We start from the raw sequence: 16,656 nt of genomic DNA on the forward strand, positions 1-16,656 counted from the left end.
ATTAGAATTTCCCAGCAGGTATTCCTAATTTTTTCAATAAATCTATTGCTTCTGTCTTCTCTGAATCCGTAAGACTAGACATGAGCTGATCAATTTGCCGGGCGTGATCTGGAAAAATATCTTGAATTAATGTTTTTCCTTCATCAGAAATTTGTGCATAAATAACTCTTCTATCTTTTGGACAGGCAACCCTTTTTAAAAGTCCCTTTTGTTCAAGCTTATCTACCACATAAGTAATGCTGCCGCTGGCAAGCAATATTTTTGCACCAATCTGCTGCAAAGGCTGATCCCCTTTATGATAAAGGAGCTCCAAAACGGCAAATTCAGTTGGATTTAAACCATTTGCTTGAATAATTTTATTTACATGCTCATTAATTGCTTTATAAGCTCTAGAAAGGACAATAAATAGTTTTAAAGATTGTGCTGTTGAATCCTTTTCCATACAAAACGCATCCTTTAAGATTATTGAAATAATCATACTAAAAATGAAAATAAACTTAGCAATTATCTCGATTTCAAAATTATTATAAAAAATTTTGTCCTGACTGTCAATTTTCCGATGGAAAAAAACAGGAACTAAACATATATATGTTGTATAATACATTTTAATAGAATTTATTATTTGAGGTACATACATGAAACTACACAAAGGAAATTTTTTTATTTATTTAATTGTTGTGGTCATTCCTGTTATCCTTTTAGGCTTATATTTTTCTAATCAGATATTAAAAGAAAATGACATGAAAAGAAAAGATGATGCACTTTGGATTGCCTCGATTTATCAAAAGAACTGGGACCAATTTATAAGTGAAACAATCACCAGCTTGAAAATTCTTTCTCTTTCTGCAAATGAAAATTTAGATAATCCAGAAAAAATGGAGCCGCTGCTGCACAAAGTGAATCAAAATGATCCAAGATATGGCGGTCTCTTTTTACTTGACCATAATGGAAGATTACTAACCGGTACCGCTTCACTGCACCATAAAATCGCCTTTCCAGAAAAGTCGCTTATCAAAGAAGTAATCGAAACAAAGGATATTATCATTTCAAATCATGTAGAAATTCTACAAAACAACCAAAGAATCATTAGTTTAGCAACACCAGTTCTAACTCAGGATAACGAATTGAAGGGTATTTTTATTGCAGACTTACGAATCGATTATATGAAAAATTTGATGAAGGTACTCACACCAGATACGAAGCTTTTTGTAGCAAACGGGAAAAACATCCTCCTTAAAATGAATGTTAATGATGATGGACTGAAGAAAGAGGATAAATGGGTTACATATCCAATGGACAAATTACCTTGGAATATCAAGGTGAAAATTGCTGATCGTGATATAAAAGAAATTGCCAAGAATGTTGGTAAAAATTTATTTATCCTTCTTGTTGTGACCCATGTTCTTTTTCTCTTAATTGAATACATATTATTACGAATCCATACGCTTAAAGAACGAAAGGAAAATGAAGTCCAAAAGCTAGAGTTAGTTGGAACATTGGCTGCAAGCACTGCCCATGAAATTAGAAATCCATTAACAGGTGTAAAAGGGCTTATACAATTGTTAAGTGAAAAATATACTGACAAAGAAGACCAATATTATTTTGATGTTATTAATTCAGAATTAAAAAGAATAAATGAAATTGTCAGCGAATTTTTAGTTCTTGGCAAGCCTACAGCGCAAACGCTGGATCATGTTAATATTACAGATACGCTGCATGAACTTAAACCACTAATCATTTCAGAGGGGAACGCCCATAATATTGAGTGCATATGGGAAATTACAGGTGAATCTGTGATTGTAAAATGTGTCAAAGACCAGATAAAACAAGTTATCTTAAATTTAACTAGAAATGCTTTTGATTCATTTGAAAACTCTGGAACCGTACAAATCAAGCTCAATATATTTAAAGATATTTGCAGACTTCAAATCATCGATAATGGGAAAGGCATCCCTGAAGAGGATCTGGAGAAAATTTTCCGCCCATTCTACACTTCCAAAGAAACTGGCACCGGTTTAGGACTGGTCATATGCAGGCGGATTATTAATTCTTTTAATGGAACAATAGAGATCTATAGTAAGGAAACGATTGGAACAACCGTGGAAATCTCCTTACCGCTCGTTAATAAAAAACGGAACCAATAATGAACATGGTTCCGTTTTTTATTTCAAAATCCGAAATAAATATTTCTCTATTGAACGATAAGGTAGTAATATATAGTATGAGACTGTCAGGTAATTTAGTAGTAAAGGGGAATAATATGAGTCAACAGGCCGTTTCACAAAGGCGGGAAGCGCCAAAAGCTTCTGAAACAACAATTTATAAGATACTTATCGTAATTGGGCTCTGCCATTTATTAAATGATGCAATTCAAGCAGTTGTACCAGCTATGTTTCCGATTCTGGAAAAGTCCATGGGTTTATCCTTTACCCAATTAGGAATGATTGCCTTCGCCCTCAACATGGTTTCCTCTGTCATGCAGCCTGTTGTAGGCATATATACCGACAAAAAACCGATGCCCTTCGCTTTGCCAATCGGTCTTGCTTTCACTTTTATCGGGGTATTGGGTATTGGCTTTGCACCTAATTTTGGAATGATTGTTATATCAGTAATCTTTATTGGTATAGGCTCAGCCGTTTTTCATCCTGAAGGTTCAAGGGTTGCCTATATGGCTGCCGGGAGCCGCAGAGGTCTTGCACAATCCATTTATCAAGTCGGAGGCAATACAGGTCAGGCATTAGCACCCCTGATTACTGCACTTATATTAGTACCTTTAGGGCAAATTGGGGCATCGTGGTTTTCCATTGCTGCTGCACTAGCCGTTTTCTTATTAATTTACATTGCAAAGTGGTATAATGAGGGGCTATCCTCTAAGCCTTTTATGGAAAAGAAGAAGAATACTAACCAAACTAATCAGACTGGTTTACCAAAGGAAATCAAAAGGGCATTAGTCCTTATTTTACTGCTAATCTTTGCAAGATCTTGGTATATTTCCGGAATGACCAACTTTTATGCCTTCTATGGAATTAAGGAATATACACTTACGATAAAACAATCACAGCTTTTCTTATTTGCCTTTTTAGTATCCGGGGCATTTGGAACATTTTTTGGCGGTCCGCTGGCAGACAGGTTTGGCAAGAAAAAGGTTATTTCCTTTTCGATGCTCGGGACTCTTCCTTTATCGATTCTGCTTCCGCATGTTTCACCAGCTATAGCATTTATTTTTCTTGTTCTTACAGGCTTTATCTTAATGACCAGCTTTTCTGTAACAGTCGTGTATGCCCAGGAATTAGTCCCTGGAAAAATCGGCACAATGTCAGGACTCACGGTCGGGCTTGCGTTTGGAATGGGTGCAATTGGTTCGGTCGGACTTGGGTATATTGCGGATTTAATTGGGCTGCAAATGATGATTATCGGGCTAGGGATGTTACCATTACTTGGCTTAACAGCATTCCTGCTTCCATCTGACCAAAAGGTGTGGGAATGGAATAAACAATAAGGACAAAAGCTGGTGACATTACGTCTCCGGCTTTTTTGTCAATTTTATGAAAATGCATATATTTTTCGAAAAATTTTAACATTTATTACTCAAAAACTAATGAAAGTTTCATATAATAAAGTTAACACCTAAAAAAGGGAGGGCATTAAGATGAAAACCCCAAATCACCACGACTTTTATCAAATGGCATTATTACCTATTGGCTATAGAGATTTAATGGCACTCCAAGAATCTGAAGCATTTGTTCCTGAATTCTCATTTACTCATTGGCTTATTGCTGTAGAAGGCGAGCAGCTGCCCCAAGCAAAAATCTATTTTCACTGGAAAGTAAGTATTTATCCAGCCACTAGCGCCGGCGATTTCAACTGGAAAAAACCTTTTTATTGCACTAAGAATATGGAAGTAATTGATTACGCTATCTCGCTTGGCTCATCATTTATATCATTTGCCAAAGAAGATGCCCTTTCTGAAGCCACTTTATTAGAGAAAATAAGCTAATCCTCTTTATCCATACCTCTGCTTCACCCTTCTTTTTACAATCCCTTGTGAAAAAATATACATATAGTGTTTTTAAATAGTGATTATAAAAATAGTTAATAAAAAGTGTTGTTTGCTATTTTTTGCAAACAACACTTTTTATACATTAAGCTAATCTAAATACAATTCCATGTCCGCCCTTAGGATATTCCCATTTAATGTTTTGATACGGGCAGCCAATGCGGCAGCTGCCGCATTCATGACAGCCCTCGTAACCTACCTGCATCCTCGTTCCTTCCCATTTGTACACCTCAGCAGGGCAAAAGATGGTACAGATTTTATCCGGGCATTGGGTCATGCAAATGTCATGGTCAAGTACGGTCAAATGAGACTTTGTATCACACTTAAATCGTAGAAGATACTGTTTTTCTTCAATATTCTTCGTTGACATTATTTCACCGCCTTCCAAGCACGATAAAGATCTTGTAACACCCTTAATGTTCCTTTTTCAGAAGTCATATTCTTAATAATTTGTTTTTGTTTATCGCGTTTTGGTGTTCCGTCAACTGTAAAGAATTTACTGGCTGCTTGGTTCATCATTGGAACATATTCTTTAAAGTATTGTGGGTACTTTTCAAACGTATGGGCAGCATCTTTATATTTTTCTAAATCTTTTATAATAAAGCTATTATATAAAGCTTCACGATAACTATTTAAACTGGATTCGCTAAAGTCTCCTCGATTCTTCGCTTCGATGACAGCTTCAGCAGCTAACAGGCCTGAATGCATTGCCATATTCGAGCCTTCACGGTGAATTGCGTTAACCAGTTGTGCCGCATCACCTATTACAACAACACCATTTCCGGCTACTTTTGGTACTGAGCGGAAGCCCCCTTCTGGAATAAGGTGAGCAAGATACTCGGCTGATTCACCGCCTGCGATCAACGGCTTCACCATCGGATGGTTTTTCAAGTAATCTAACAGCTCATATGGTTTTAATTTTGCCTTAATCATACTTGAAAGGGTTGTTCCGACTCCAATATTGAGACTTTCTTTATTGGTATAAAGAAATGCAGTACCAAGGTTTCCTTTTGTTGAGTCTCCAAATATCTCAATGGTACACCCTTGATTATCTTCGAGATTAAAGCGGTCATTTATTTTTTCCTTTGGTAAATTGATAACTTCCATTACAGTCAACGCTACTTCATCAGGACGAAATTCTTTGTGGAAGCCTAGCTGCTTTGATAAAAGCGAATTAACCCCATCCGCAAGGACGACTACATCTGCGTAAATCTCTCCATCCGGACGATCGGTACGTACGCCAACAACCTTGCCATTTTCAACAATACATTCGGTAACCACTGTTTCGTTAATTAGGAGTGCTCCAGCCTCGACGGCCTTTTTGGCAAACCATTGATCAAATTGGGCCCGTAAAACGGTAAAATTGTTATAAGGTGGTGCAGCCCATTCAAGCCCTTTATATCCAAAGGAAATAACTGATTCCTTATCCATCATCCAAAAGCGCTGTTCTATAACGGGCCTTTCTAATGGTGCCTCCATCCAAAACTCCGGAATGAGATCCTCCATTTGCTGTCGGTACAATACCCCGCCCATTACATTTTTAGCTCCTGGATACTCTCCTCTTTCAATAAGCAAGACATTCAGTCCATTTCTTGCACATGTAAGGGCACACGCTGTACCCGCCGGACCTGCCCCAACTACGACCACATCAAACTTTTCAGGCATAGCTTAGTTCACCGCCTTTTTCAATCCTTAAGCTTTTAAATTGCTCGATTAATCTTGGGACAATCTCCATGGCATCTCCTACAATTCCAAATGTTGCCACGTCAAATATTGGTGCATTTGGATCTTTGTTGATAGCAATGATCAGCTCAGAGTTCTTCATCCCGACAACGTGCTGAATTGCTCCTGATATCCCGATAGCAAAATAAATTTTAGGGGTAACCGTTTCTCCTGTCTGACCGACTTGCTGTTCATGCGGCAGCCATCCTGCTTCCACCACATCGCGTGTACCGCCAACACTGGCACCGATAGTCTCAGCAAATTCATGGATCAGCTGGAAATTTTGCAAATCTCCCATCCCTTTTCCACCGCATACAATAACATGGGCATCCGCCAAATTAGTCTTTTTTGTTACATCATTCACAATTTGCAGTACTTTTGTGCGCATTTCTTCTTCCTTCAAGGAAATTTCTTCTTCAATGATCTTACCTGCTCTGTTGGTGTCAGGCACTAATGCCTTCATAACCTTCGGTCTGACAGTCGCCATTTGCGGACGATGCTTCTTACATAGAATTGTGGCCATGATATTGCCGCCAAATGCCGGCCGGCTGGCTTCTAGTAATCTACTATCTAAATCTACATCGAGCATGGTTGTATCGGCTGTTAAACCAGTATTTAAATCAGTCGCAACTGCACTTGCCAAGTCTTTACCGTTTGGTGTAGCCCCATAAAGAATGATTTCCGGTTTGTAATGTTCAGCTATGGTGATAACACCTTTCATATATGATTCTGTCCGATAATGCTTTAAAACTGGATGATCAATCAGATAAACTTGGTCGGCTCCATAAGCAATCACTTGTTGGGCCAAATTTCTGATTCCTTCTCCAAGCAAGAAACCAGATAATGGAACTTGCAATTTATCAGCAAGCTTTCTTCCTGCACCAAGCAATTCGAGTGATACACCTTCAATTTTTCCATCGTTTTGTTCAATGAATACCCAAACTCCACGGTAATCGTCAAGATTCATGTATACCCCTCCTGAAAAGACAAGCTATCAATCCTATATATTTATTTTGATGATGGTATCGTTAATAAGTCTTTTTTCTCCATCAATATTTCCATCAGCTGACTAATTTGCTCAGAGGCAGAACCTTCAAGCTTTTTGCCGCCTTCAGGACGTGGAGGTGTAAACATTTTTCCAACAATCGTTGGCGAACCTTTCAGCCCAAGCTGGGTGCGTTCGACATTTTCCAGATCATTGACGGTCCAGATAATTGGTTCATATTTTGCGGCTTTAATCATATTGGGCATTGGGGAATATTCGATTTCATTTATTTCCTTTTCAACGGTTAATAAGCATGGCATTTCTGATTGAATTAATTCATAGCCTCTGGTAAGTTTTCGCTTGATTAAAACCGTTTTTTCCTGCTGATTTACTTCGGTTACTTCAATGACACTTGTGATAGGCGGAATATCCATTCTACGTGCAATACCAGGTCCAACTTGTCCTGTATCACCATCAATGGCATGCTTTCCGCAAATAATCATATCAACAGGAAGGTCCTTTCCAATCCTTTCAAGTGCTTTCGAAAGTGCATAACTGGTTGCTAGGGTATCCGCACCGGCAAAAGCACGATCCGATATTAAATAGCCTCTATCGGCACCTATTTCAATGCTTTTCTTAATCACCTCGGTTGCCTGCGGTGGTCCCATTGATAATACAGAAATTGTACCCCCGTTTTTTTTCTTAATTTTCACAGCCTCCTGAACGGCATGAGCGTCATAAGGATTCAAGATTGCCGGAGCACTGCGGCGGTCGAGTGTGTTCGTTTTGGGATTAATTTTAATGATTTTTGTATCAGGTACTTGTTTGACACATACGACAATGTGCATGTAGGACTTCCCTCCTCCTAAGGATGTTTGAATGTTGTATACGGTTGCCTAGTTTTGGTTATAGAAAATGCTTTTATTAACGATATATGAGTCGTCATATAAGCATATACCAACAGGAATGGATTTCTTCACGTAAAAATAAAATCTTTAGACCGAGATTCTAGATATCTTTTTTAAAAAAATGATCGGATTTCTGGTTCTTATGTATGGCAATGAAGTAAGTGAACTTAATAAAGGAGAATACTTCGAACGTGATGTGAAAGAATTATATGAAGTACTATTACTATAACTATATGAAAAATTGAGATATAGACAATGATAAAAATCACAGTAATGTTAATATTGGAGAATATTATAAATAATTTGGAGCTGTTTTATCATAAAGAAAATGATTGGGGAAATTGAAAAGAATTGGCAGCGGGAGACCTTCATTTGTTTAAACTCAGCTGTATCAGAAGGCCTCTTTGCTGCACTATAAGCCTAAGAAATTTGAGTGTGTTTATTTTCAATTTATTTTATATCTATGTATATTATTACCCTAACATACATCAAACAAGAACTTTGGGCCAAATCATAATAGTTTGTTTAAAGGCTAGTCTAACTTCTTCACAGGGGCTTGAGGCTTGTCCCATCATTCTATGGTACTCGTTTATTAGTTCATCCAGTTCCTGACTGTACTTGATTGTTTCATCGCTCGTAAATCCAAATGTATTCGCACTCTTAATCATTAATTCTCTTTTTACCTTTATCTCTTCAATCATTTCAGTTTGACTATTACTATATCCGTACACTTTTATCCCTACCTCTTAAGCTTCTACTTTTTTTCGCTAAAAAATAAGACTACTTGAAGAATTATGACAGATTTTTTATAAAAGTAAATAGCTTCGCAAAAGTAGACAAAACATTCTATTTCTTTTGTTTTTCGACAAAAAAAATAAATGCTTTCATGTTTTTACGACAAAATTCCTTTTAAAACATACGTAAGCTATTAATTCTCCTAACCGCCTCTTTAAGACGATCCTCTGATGAAAGAAGAGCTACTCGGACATAGCCTTCACCAAATTCACCAAAACCAATACCCGGGGCAACCATAATATGAGCCTCTTCGAGTAAAATCGTGGAAAATTGTTCGGATGTAAATCCTTGGGGTACCTTGAGCCAAGCAAAAAATGAGCCCTTTGGAGCAGTAACATTCCAGCCGATTTCCCGCAGTCCGTCAATCAGAACATTTCTCCTGCGTTCATATAAATCTTTTAATTCCTCTACACATTCCTGAGAGGTTGTCAGCGCCTCAGCAGCAGCTTCCTGTATCGCCCCAAATAAACTAACATATAAATGATCTTGCAGGAGTTCAATTGCAGAAATAACACTTTCATTACCCACTGCAAAGGCAACACGCCAGCCAGCCATATTGTAGGTTTTCGATAATGTGTAAATCTCAACACCAACCTCTTTTGCCCCTTTAACCTGTAAAAAACTGGGCGGCTTCATTCCATCAAAACCAATAGCCCCATAGGCAAAATCATGAACAATGCAAATATTGTTATCATTTGCTAACCTGACGGTTTCTTCGAAAAATTCTTCTGATGCAACAGATCCAGTCGGGTTATTAGGGTAGTTTAAAAACATTAGTTTCGCTTTTGCTAAATTTTCTGAAGAAAGTGCCTGATAGTTTGGCAGAAAGTGATTCTCTTCCCGTAAAGGCATGGTTACCATTTCTGCTTTTGCCAAGGCAATCCCTGACCAGTAATCAGGATATCCAGGATCAGGGACAAGAACCGTTTCACCTGGATTTAATAAGCACTGTGGAATTTCAACCAAACCTGCCTTGCCTCCAAATAAGATTGCCACTTCTTTATCAGGATTAAGCTTAACACCGTATTCTTTTAAATAAAATTCGGCAGCGGCTTTTTTTAAATAATGGAACCCTTGAAAAGGTGAATATTTATGGTTTAATGGATTTGCGGCGGCTTTTTGAAGTTTGGCAACAATATGCTCCGGGGTCGGCTGATCAGGGTTGCCTTGCCCCAAATTAATGACGTCATGGCCCTGCTCTATAAATTGGCTTGCCTTTTTAGTTAATGCTGCGAAAAATTGCTTAGGCAGACTGTTTAATAATTCTGATGGTGGAAATTGTTTCATAACCTTCACCTGCTTTAAGTTTTCTTATTGATGTCTAACTTTATATCGAACTGAATTTAAATGATATATATAGAATTGATCATTTTCAAGAAAAACAGTAAGGAATGATGGTACGAAAGAATCAGTCCATCATGACTCTTCAAAAACCCGTTTATATCTTTGTTGGTTTTCGCGTAAAACACTTTCCCCATCCTGTCTTTCTAGAGGAATTGCATTCTCTGATTGAACTGCCTTTTCACTTAATGTCCCCCTCGCTCACGACCACTTTAATAATAATATAAACTCTATTCGACATATAGTGAGAAAATTCCTTTCCATTACCTTTTTTTTTGAATTTATAAAAGACAACAAACGCAAGCATATCCTGCTTTGCGTTTGTTGTCTTTTATAACATTGGGTTTTCATGCTTTGCTTTTAGACGCTGCCATCTTTTTTCAACCTCTTCTTCAAATTCTTGTAAAAGTGGTTGGTTTATTTCTTTAAGAAGGTGTTTTGTTTTCCCCATATATTTTAGCCAATCAGACAACGGAATCCGTTTGTTCTTCTCTTCTGGATTATAAGTAATGGTTGTAACCCCTTGTTCGACTTCATAAAGAGGGAAAAAACATGAATTAACAGCTGCTTCGACAATCTTTGTTCCATAACGGTCATCAGACTTCCAGTTTAATGGACAGGTAATCAAGATTTTCCCGTATACTGTACCGACATTTTGAGCATACCATTGTGCTTTTGCCCCTTTTTTAACCAAATCCTGTGGGAAAGCTTCTGAGCCAGTAAACACATATGGAATATTCGTTGCTGCCATAATTTGTGCAGTATCCTTATGATGGAAGGCCTTACCACGTTGAGTTTTTCCGACTCCGGATGTACTAGTCATATGACCAATTGGGGTTGAATATGACATTTGTGAGCCAGTATTCATATAGCCTTCATTATCATATTCAAGCATGATTAATTTATGTCCCCTCAGCGCCGTTCCAATAGCTGAACCCATGCCAATGTCCATACCGCCGTCACCCGTTATCATGACAAATGTTGCATCATCAGAGACTTGAATTTCGCCGCGGCGTTTAAGTTCCATAAATGCCTCAACAGTACCGGATAAGGTAGCTGCACCGTTTTGAAACAAATTGTGCATCATGGTTTGTTTATGTGATGTATTAGGGTAGCCTGTCGTTGTTACATATGCGCATCCGGTTTGGAAGAGAGTAACAATATCACCCTCGATTCCTTTAAAGAAAAGCTCCAAACCAGCAAAGATTCCACAGCCTGGACAAGCACCATGACCTGATGAAATCCGTTTTGGCTTTCCGGTTAATGAACGAAGCGGCGGGATTTTTACCTTTAATTTATTATTTTCCTCATCCATTTTTACCTCTATTAAACCTGATTTAAAGACGTCTCCATGCTGAGGCAGGATAATGGGCTTAAGAATTTTTTCTGGATCGCCAGGAATATGTCCATAATAATCAAAAGGCTTTTCTGCATAGCCTTTTTCCATTGCAGCTATCGCCAGGTTGAATAGGTTTTCTGCATCACTTGCATAGAAATCCTTTCCTCCAAGTCCAAATACACGGCTTAACACAATAGTTTTGTTATCCTTGTCATCTTGAAGCGCTGACTTTACTTCATGAGTCAAGTTTGGACCATGTGCACCATAAGAATCGGCCCGCTCACCGACTAATACCGCCTTCACTTTCTTAAGTGCTTCACGAATTTCATTTGCAGGGAATGGACGAATAATATTAGGGCTGATTACTCCAGCTTTGATTCCTTTTTCACGCAGCTTGTCGACGACATCTTTCGCAGACTCTGCTGCTGAATTTAATAAGAATAAGGCTACTTCAGCATCTTCCATTTTATACAGATCAAGAACAGGGTATTCCCTTCCTGAAAGTTTCGCATATTCAGCAGCAACCTCTTTATATACATCATAGGCATTGTACATTGCCTCAGATTGCTGAAAATGATTATTGAGGAAATCATCACCGCTCATATGAGCTCCGATAGTTACCGGTTTTTTCGGATCTCTGGCAAAATTATAATTATTTGGGCAATCTCCGACAAATTGCTGTACAACACGGCGATCACTGAAATATTCCACTCTCCGCTTTTGATGAGAGGTAAAAAATCCATCATAGGCAACAATTACAGGCAGACGAACTTTAGAATGCTCCGCAATTTTAAGCGCCATAATATTCATATCATATACTGCTTGAGGTGTTTTTGCGGTTAAAATAACCCAGCCGGTATTTAAAGCATAATAAAGGTCAGAGTGGTCACCGCGTATGTCAAGCGGTCCGCTTACTGAACGTGTAACTAGGTTAAGTACCATAGGAAAACGTGTACCTGACTGAACAGGCATTTGTTCAAGCATATACAAGAATCCGTTTGCACTTGTTGCATTAAAGACACGTGCACCAGTTGCTGCAGCACCATAACAAATACCTGCAGAACCATGCTCCCCATCCGCTGGAATCAGCTTAATATCATGCTCCCCGCGAGTTTTCATCTGGTCAAGAAACTGCGCAACCTCAGTTGATGGCGTAATTGGAAAATATCCCATGATGTGATAATTAATTTGTGCCGCAGCCATTGCAGCCATTTCATTGCCTGATTCAAAAGTGGAATGCTGCTCTGCTCTCTCTTGAGCTAAGACTTGATCCTCTATCATAGCCATTAGTAAATACCTCCTGTCACATAAGGAAAGTTTTGCTTCACGCGATGTTCGTCTGCATAGCCTATCATTTCCCGCAAGTCGCCAAGTGCATCTGTCGGACATGCTTCAATACATTTTAGGCAGCCTTTGCAATATTGATAGTCAATCCCTTTAAGGAACATTTGTTTTCTGCCGCGTTTATCTTCCCCTTCTTCCCAAACAAAACAAAAATCCGGACAAACATTATCACATGCTGCACAGTGAATACATTTTTCCTGTTGGAATTCTGGGAGAAATCCCTGTCTAGAACCGCTTAAATCTTTTAATATACTATTAGCCTGGGCGGTAATCACTCCGCCTATTTCTTGAGTCAAATACCCTAGCTGCGGCTGCGGACGACTAAAGCTTTTGCCTTCAGCTCCTTCCGGCACCTCATATGTTTTAAATTGAACCTCGTTATAGCCTCGATCGAAAGTACGAATATTTGGTTCAACTAAATGCGGATATTTCTTAGTGAATGTTTTTCTGATGATATCCCTCATCGATTCCGGATTAAGAAAATCACAAATTCGATATAATGCCCCGAGCATTGCGGTATTAACCTTTGTCTTTTCTTCAACAGCTATGGTTAATGCATCCACGATTGCCAGAGTGCCATATTCAAGCTGTAAATCTCTTCTGACATCATCAAAATCTCTTGATGTATTGACAAGGACAATCCCTTCTGCGTCAAGGCCGCTGGCAACATTAACTGTCCTGTATAAGGCTTCATGGAACACGCCGACAATATGCGGCTGCTCAATCGGGCTATGATCTCTAATATCAACTTCCGGATCACAGAAACGGATGAAGCTTTTTACAGGAGATCCTTTTTTCTCCGAACCATAGGATGAGAAGTTTGATCCTTTTAAACCAAGACTTAATACACCCGCTTCAGCAAGCATTTTCCCAGCCAAGTTTGCCCCTAGCCCGCCAATAGATTCTAAACGGATTTCAAAGAAACCCAGTTCATTTTTTTTCGGTAAAATAGACATTAAATATCCCCCGCTCTCATTCAGAAACACCAATTGAAAAGGTAAACAATTTCATTACTTAACAGTAATTCTAGAACATTTCGTTTTACTTAGCTGTGACAAAAATCAAACACAGATATTTTTTTTCTAATACACCCTGTTTTCTCAAAAAAAAATCTATGTTATTATTGGATTTACACTTAAATTTTTTTATATAACAGCTTTCCTTTTGTATTACAACAGAGCTATTTAAAGACTCATTTATTTCACTTTTGTCTTTTGCTGCTAAAATAAGCTATAATTTTATTGGTTTTATCATCACAAAGGAGCTTTTTTTATGAATGTAATTTGTTCTACCTTGAACGCGAAGTATATCCATACAAATCTTGCCATTCGTTATTTGAAGGCTTATGCAGCCTCGGAATTTGATATTAGCATTAAAGAATATACGATCAAAGATCCGGTCTTGAATATTGTTTCAGACCTTTATCGGCAAAAACCTGATGTTATTGGATTTAGCTGTTATATATGGAACATCGAAGAGACTCTTAAAGTAGTAAGTATGCTAAAAAAAATTAATCCGTCTATTTATATTGTCCTCGGAGGTCCTGAAGTGACATATGATACCACTTGGTGGATGGAGAATAACCCCGAAATCGACTTTATCGTCATCGGTGAAGGGGAGCAAACCTTTAAACAGTTACTAATTGAGATTCAATCATCACAAACATTTGAAAATGTTCCAGGGATTGCCTTCCGACAGGATGGTCAATTAAAAGTTACCCTTTAAAGAAACAAACTTGATTTGAAAGAACTTCCATCACCATACCGATTTACTGAAGATATACCCCATTTAGCAAAACGCGTTACTTATATTGAAACAAGCCGTGGCTGTCCATTTAGCTGTCAATTTTGCCTTTCTTCTATTGAAGTTGGAGTCCGCTATTTTGACCGTGAGAAAATTAAAGAAGACATTCGTTACCTAATGGAGCATGGAGCAAAAACGATTAAGTTCGTTGACCGCACTTTTAACATTAGCAGAAGCTATGCAATGGAAATGTTCCGTTTTTTAATTGATGAACACCTTCCCGGCACAGTTTTCCAATTTGAAATAACGGCCGATATCATGCGTCCGGAGGTCATTGAATTTTTAAATCAAGAGGCTCCAAAGGGATTGTTCCGCTTTGAGATTGGGGTACAGTCAACAAATGATTATACAAATGAGCTTGTAAAACGAAAGCAAAATTTCGAAAAACTTAAAAGAACTGTCACAATGGTAAAAGAAGGAAATAAGATTGATCAGCATCTTGATTTAATTGCCGGGCTTCCAGAAGAAGATTATGCTTCATTTCGAAAAACCTTTAATGATGTTTTCGAAATGAGACCTGAAGAGCTGCAATTAGGGTTTCTAAAAATGCTTCGCGGGACAGGAGTGCGAATTCGTGCTGCTGAACAGGAATATGTCTATATGGACCATTCCCCATATGAAATTTTAAGCAATAATGTATTATCTTTTGATGATATCGTGAGGATTAAGCAAGTTGAAGATGTGCTGGAGAAATATTGGAACGACCACCGTATGGATACTACAGTCGAATTTTTAGTAACCAATGTCTTCCCTTCACCGTTTGATTTCTTCCAAGAATTCGGTTCATATTGGGACGAACAAGGCTGGTCAAGAATTGGACATCAGTTAGAAGACTTATACCGCAGGCTCTATTCTTTCTTAGAGAAAAAAGCCGTTAAAGAACTTGAAGTTATCAGTGGATTAATGAAATATGATTACTTAAGAAATCATAAATATAAGCCCAGAAAACCATGGTGGCAGCCAAGCTTTAATAAATCCGAGCGATCAGCTATCTACAAACAGGTAATCGACAACCCTGGGCGATTAGGTCAAGACTTTATTGATTTGAAATTAGATGAAAAAGAGTTATATAAACATACAATGGTGGAGGAGCTTTCTTTTGATTTAGCGAAGTATTTATCGACTGGATTGGTTGAGAAACATTCTTCAAGGCTATTAGCATATTTTGCACCTGCAAACGAAAAAACTCATATTTTTTCATACGTTGAGACCTTATAAGCCGGGATTATGCCCGGCTTATTTTTTACGTAAACTGTTATTCTTTTTTGTCCGATCTTTTGTTTCAATAAGCGGAACGCCGTTCACTTCGCCATATTCTAATGAAAATTCTTCAATCGGTATACGCGGTGGTGTTTTACGACGTTTATTCATTTTAACTTCTTCCTTTTTGACCTTGTTTTGAATTCCGATTGGCAAATCTAATCGCATTATTATTATCGGTAAATTCCGCCGAAAATTCACTTTCCTGAACGTTTTTACGAGGTGTTTTTGTATATTTTTCTACTGCGTCAAACTCTGCTTTTCGCTTTGCCATCAAGGTATTCCCCCTTTTAATGAACTTACATTTATAGTGTTAAACAAAATGGGCGTAATATGCGTTACCTAATTTTTCATAAATAAAATTACCTTACTCGCAGAAAATAACATTAAAAGAGGTGAAATAGATTGAAACAAGAAAAAAACAAACAATCAACGGAAACCATAAGTATTGATGAGACCCTGCCTCATCAAATTAATGCCCCAAGCTTTAAAGGGACGGGTATTAAAATAGAAGATCCATTTGTCAATGAACATGGAGTTCTAATTGGTGACAGCCTCTATTCTTCTGAAAATTCACCGTTAGAAAACTGGTCAGATGAGACGGACCCTGCCATAATGGCGGGCGATGAATGGGTACATCCAACAAACGATATTGGCTGGAACACAGCGGAAAATCGAGAATTGCTTGAAAGCAAGAGAAAACCACAAGGAGTTCCGTTCATGCATCCTTCAAAGGACGTTAGTATAGGGACGGACTAAGTATCCAATTTCGATAAACATTTCCACTTATGAAAATAGTGCCACTAATAAATAATACTTGTACAGAGATGAAATAAACTCTCTGGTTAAAAAAGGAGTTGACACAATATGGCAAACAGTAGAAATAAATTATTGGTACCAGGAATCGAACAATACTTGGATCAGGTAAAATATGAAATCGCTCAGGAATTTGGGGTTCAATTGGGTTCAGATACCATTTCAAGAGCAAATGGCTCTGTGGGCGGAGAAATTACGAAAAGATTAGTCCAGCAAGCCCAATCACAGCTTTCAGGGAAAAATAACCAATAATTAAATACAAATGGAAAAAGTCCGGCAATAATGC

The 16,656-nt window shown here is 38.0% G+C and carries 16 protein-coding genes and 1 pseudogene; 6 read left to right on the forward strand and 11 right to left on the reverse strand.

Annotated elements, in window-relative coordinates:
- Position 1 precedes the first annotated feature (1 nt).
- On the reverse strand, positions 2-442 hold the full coding sequence (locus IE222_RS09735; protein ID WP_191272217.1) for a MarR family winged helix-turn-helix transcriptional regulator: 441 nt from the start codon (positions 440-442) through the stop codon (positions 2-4).
- A gap of 193 nt (positions 443-635) precedes the next feature.
- Here IE222_RS09735 and IE222_RS09740 point away from each other — a divergent pair, with 193 nt between their 5' ends.
- The 3 genes from IE222_RS09740 (at position 636) to IE222_RS09750 (ending at position 3,997) form a co-directional block, all read left to right on the forward strand.
- A complete protein-coding gene (locus IE222_RS09740; protein ID WP_191272219.1) occupies positions 636-2,144 on the forward strand; it encodes an ATP-binding protein in 1,509 nt (502 codons plus the stop codon).
- Between the two features lie 116 nt (positions 2,145-2,260).
- Positions 2,261-3,499, forward strand: coding sequence for an MFS transporter (locus IE222_RS09745; RefSeq protein WP_191272221.1), 1,239 nt, complete (start codon positions 2,261-2,263; stop codon positions 3,497-3,499).
- 150 nt (positions 3,500-3,649) lie between these two features.
- Positions 3,650-3,997 carry a hypothetical protein gene (locus tag IE222_RS09750; RefSeq protein ID WP_191272223.1) on the forward strand — a complete coding sequence of 116 codons (348 nt, stop codon included), beginning with the start codon at positions 3,650-3,652 and terminating at the stop codon, positions 3,995-3,997.
- Between the two features lie 145 nt (positions 3,998-4,142).
- On the opposite strand, the gene IE222_RS09755 is transcribed toward IE222_RS09750, so the two are convergent.
- The 8 genes from IE222_RS09755 to IE222_RS09790 all read right to left on the reverse strand — a co-directional run bounded on the left by IE222_RS09755 (position 4,143) and on the right by IE222_RS09790 (position 13,447).
- Positions 4,143-4,427 (reverse strand): ferredoxin family protein, encoded by a 285-nt coding sequence (locus tag IE222_RS09755; RefSeq protein WP_191272225.1) that lies wholly within the window; start codon positions 4,425-4,427, stop codon positions 4,143-4,145.
- Positions 4,427-5,722 (reverse strand): FAD-dependent oxidoreductase, encoded by a 1,296-nt coding sequence (locus IE222_RS09760; RefSeq protein WP_191272227.1) that lies wholly within the window; start codon positions 5,720-5,722, stop codon positions 4,427-4,429. The genes IE222_RS09755 and IE222_RS09760 overlap by 1 nt, the downstream gene beginning before the upstream one ends.
- Positions 5,715-6,746, reverse strand: a complete 1,032-nt coding sequence (locus IE222_RS09765) for an electron transfer flavoprotein subunit alpha/FixB family protein (protein WP_191272229.1) — start codon at positions 6,744-6,746, stop codon at positions 5,715-5,717. Before IE222_RS09765 ends, IE222_RS09760 begins: the two co-directional genes overlap by 8 nt.
- Before the next feature lie 41 nt (positions 6,747-6,787).
- Positions 6,788-7,612 (reverse strand): electron transfer flavoprotein subunit beta/FixA family protein, encoded by an 825-nt coding sequence (locus IE222_RS09770; protein ID WP_191272230.1) that lies wholly within the window; start codon positions 7,610-7,612, stop codon positions 6,788-6,790.
- Positions 7,613-8,160: 548 nt separating this feature from the next.
- Positions 8,161-8,403 (reverse strand): aspartyl-phosphate phosphatase Spo0E family protein, encoded by a 243-nt coding sequence (locus IE222_RS09775; RefSeq protein ID WP_191272232.1) that lies wholly within the window; start codon positions 8,401-8,403, stop codon positions 8,161-8,163.
- A 178-nt stretch (positions 8,404-8,581) separates the two neighbouring features.
- Entirely contained in the window at positions 8,582-9,754 is a 1,173-nt protein-coding gene (locus IE222_RS09780) for a pyridoxal phosphate-dependent aminotransferase (protein ID WP_191272234.1), read from the reverse strand.
- 385 nt (positions 9,755-10,139) lie between these two features.
- Positions 10,140-12,434, reverse strand: coding sequence for a transketolase C-terminal domain-containing protein (locus IE222_RS09785; RefSeq protein ID WP_191272236.1), 2,295 nt, complete (start codon positions 12,432-12,434; stop codon positions 10,140-10,142).
- Entirely contained in the window at positions 12,434-13,447 is a 1,014-nt protein-coding gene (locus IE222_RS09790) for a 2-oxoacid:acceptor oxidoreductase family protein (protein WP_191272238.1), read from the reverse strand. Before IE222_RS09790 ends, IE222_RS09785 begins: the two co-directional genes overlap by 1 nt.
- Positions 13,448-13,763: 316 nt before the next feature.
- Here IE222_RS09790 and IE222_RS09795 point away from each other — a divergent pair.
- Positions 13,764-15,512: pseudogene (locus IE222_RS09795) on the forward strand (B12-binding domain-containing radical SAM protein).
- Between the two features lie 18 nt (positions 15,513-15,530).
- Here the strand turns inward: IE222_RS09795 and ykzE are convergent.
- The gene (gene ykzE / locus IE222_RS26700) at positions 15,531-15,665 is read right to left on the reverse strand and encodes a protein YkzE (RefSeq protein ID WP_275671453.1); all 135 of its coding nucleotides are present in this window, start codon (positions 15,663-15,665) and stop codon (positions 15,531-15,533) included.
- A gap of 1 nt (position 15,666) precedes the next feature.
- A complete protein-coding gene (gene ykzP, locus IE222_RS09800) occupies positions 15,667-15,828 on the reverse strand; it encodes a protein YkzP (RefSeq protein ID WP_191272240.1) in 162 nt (53 codons plus the stop codon).
- Between the two features lie 131 nt (positions 15,829-15,959).
- Here ykzP and IE222_RS09805 point away from each other — a divergent pair, with 131 nt between their 5' ends.
- A complete protein-coding gene (locus tag IE222_RS09805) occupies positions 15,960-16,313 on the forward strand; it encodes a DUF3905 domain-containing protein (RefSeq protein ID WP_191272243.1) in 354 nt (117 codons plus the stop codon).
- A 108-nt stretch (positions 16,314-16,421) separates the two neighbouring features.
- The gene (locus IE222_RS09810; RefSeq protein WP_191272245.1) at positions 16,422-16,622 is read left to right on the forward strand and encodes an alpha/beta-type small acid-soluble spore protein; all 201 of its coding nucleotides are present in this window, start codon (positions 16,422-16,424) and stop codon (positions 16,620-16,622) included.
- The last annotated feature ends 34 nt before the right edge of the window (positions 16,623-16,656 follow it).

Source organism: Neobacillus kokaensis, assembly GCF_014656545.1.
GTDB classification, from domain to species: Bacteria; Bacillota; Bacilli; order Bacillales; family Cytobacillaceae; genus Neobacillus; species Neobacillus kokaensis.

What these genes read in the sequence shown, in the direction of transcription:
- IE222_RS09760 (WP_191272227.1), bottom strand. Translation starts at nt 5,722, where the DNA reads ATGCCTGAAAAGTTTGATGTGGTCGTAGTTGGGGCAGGTCCGGCGGGT.
- IE222_RS09755 (WP_191272225.1), bottom strand. Translation starts at nt 4,427, where the DNA reads ATGTCAACGAAGAATATTGAAGAAAAACAGTATCTTCTACGATTTAAG.
- IE222_RS09735 (WP_191272217.1), bottom strand. Translation starts at nt 442, where the DNA reads ATGGAAAAGGATTCAACAGCACAATCTTTAAAACTATTTATTGTCCTT.
- IE222_RS09780 (WP_191272234.1), bottom strand. Translation starts at nt 9,754, where the DNA reads ATGAAACAATTTCCACCATCAGAATTATTAAACAGTCTGCCTAAGCAA.
- IE222_RS09740 (WP_191272219.1), top strand. Translation starts at nt 636, where the DNA reads ATGAAACTACACAAAGGAAATTTTTTTATTTATTTAATTGTTGTGGTC.
- IE222_RS09785 (WP_191272236.1), bottom strand. Translation starts at nt 12,434, where the DNA reads ATGGCTATGATAGAGGATCAAGTCTTAGCTCAAGAGAGAGCAGAGCAG.
- IE222_RS09745 (WP_191272221.1), top strand. Translation starts at nt 2,261, where the DNA reads ATGAGTCAACAGGCCGTTTCACAAAGGCGGGAAGCGCCAAAAGCTTCT.
- ykzP (WP_191272240.1), bottom strand. Translation starts at nt 15,828, where the DNA reads ATGGCAAAGCGAAAAGCAGAGTTTGACGCAGTAGAAAAATATACAAAA.
- ykzE (WP_275671453.1), bottom strand. Translation starts at nt 15,665, where the DNA reads ATGAATAAACGTCGTAAAACACCACCGCGTATACCGATTGAAGAATTT.
- IE222_RS09770 (WP_191272230.1), bottom strand. Translation starts at nt 7,612, where the DNA reads ATGCACATTGTCGTATGTGTCAAACAAGTACCTGATACAAAAATCATT.
- IE222_RS09790 (WP_191272238.1), bottom strand. Translation starts at nt 13,447, where the DNA reads ATGTCTATTTTACCGAAAAAAAATGAACTGGGTTTCTTTGAAATCCGT.
- IE222_RS09765 (WP_191272229.1), bottom strand. Translation starts at nt 6,746, where the DNA reads ATGAATCTTGACGATTACCGTGGAGTTTGGGTATTCATTGAACAAAAC.
- IE222_RS09750 (WP_191272223.1), top strand. Translation starts at nt 3,650, where the DNA reads ATGAAAACCCCAAATCACCACGACTTTTATCAAATGGCATTATTACCT.
- IE222_RS09810 (WP_191272245.1), top strand. Translation starts at nt 16,422, where the DNA reads ATGGCAAACAGTAGAAATAAATTATTGGTACCAGGAATCGAACAATAC.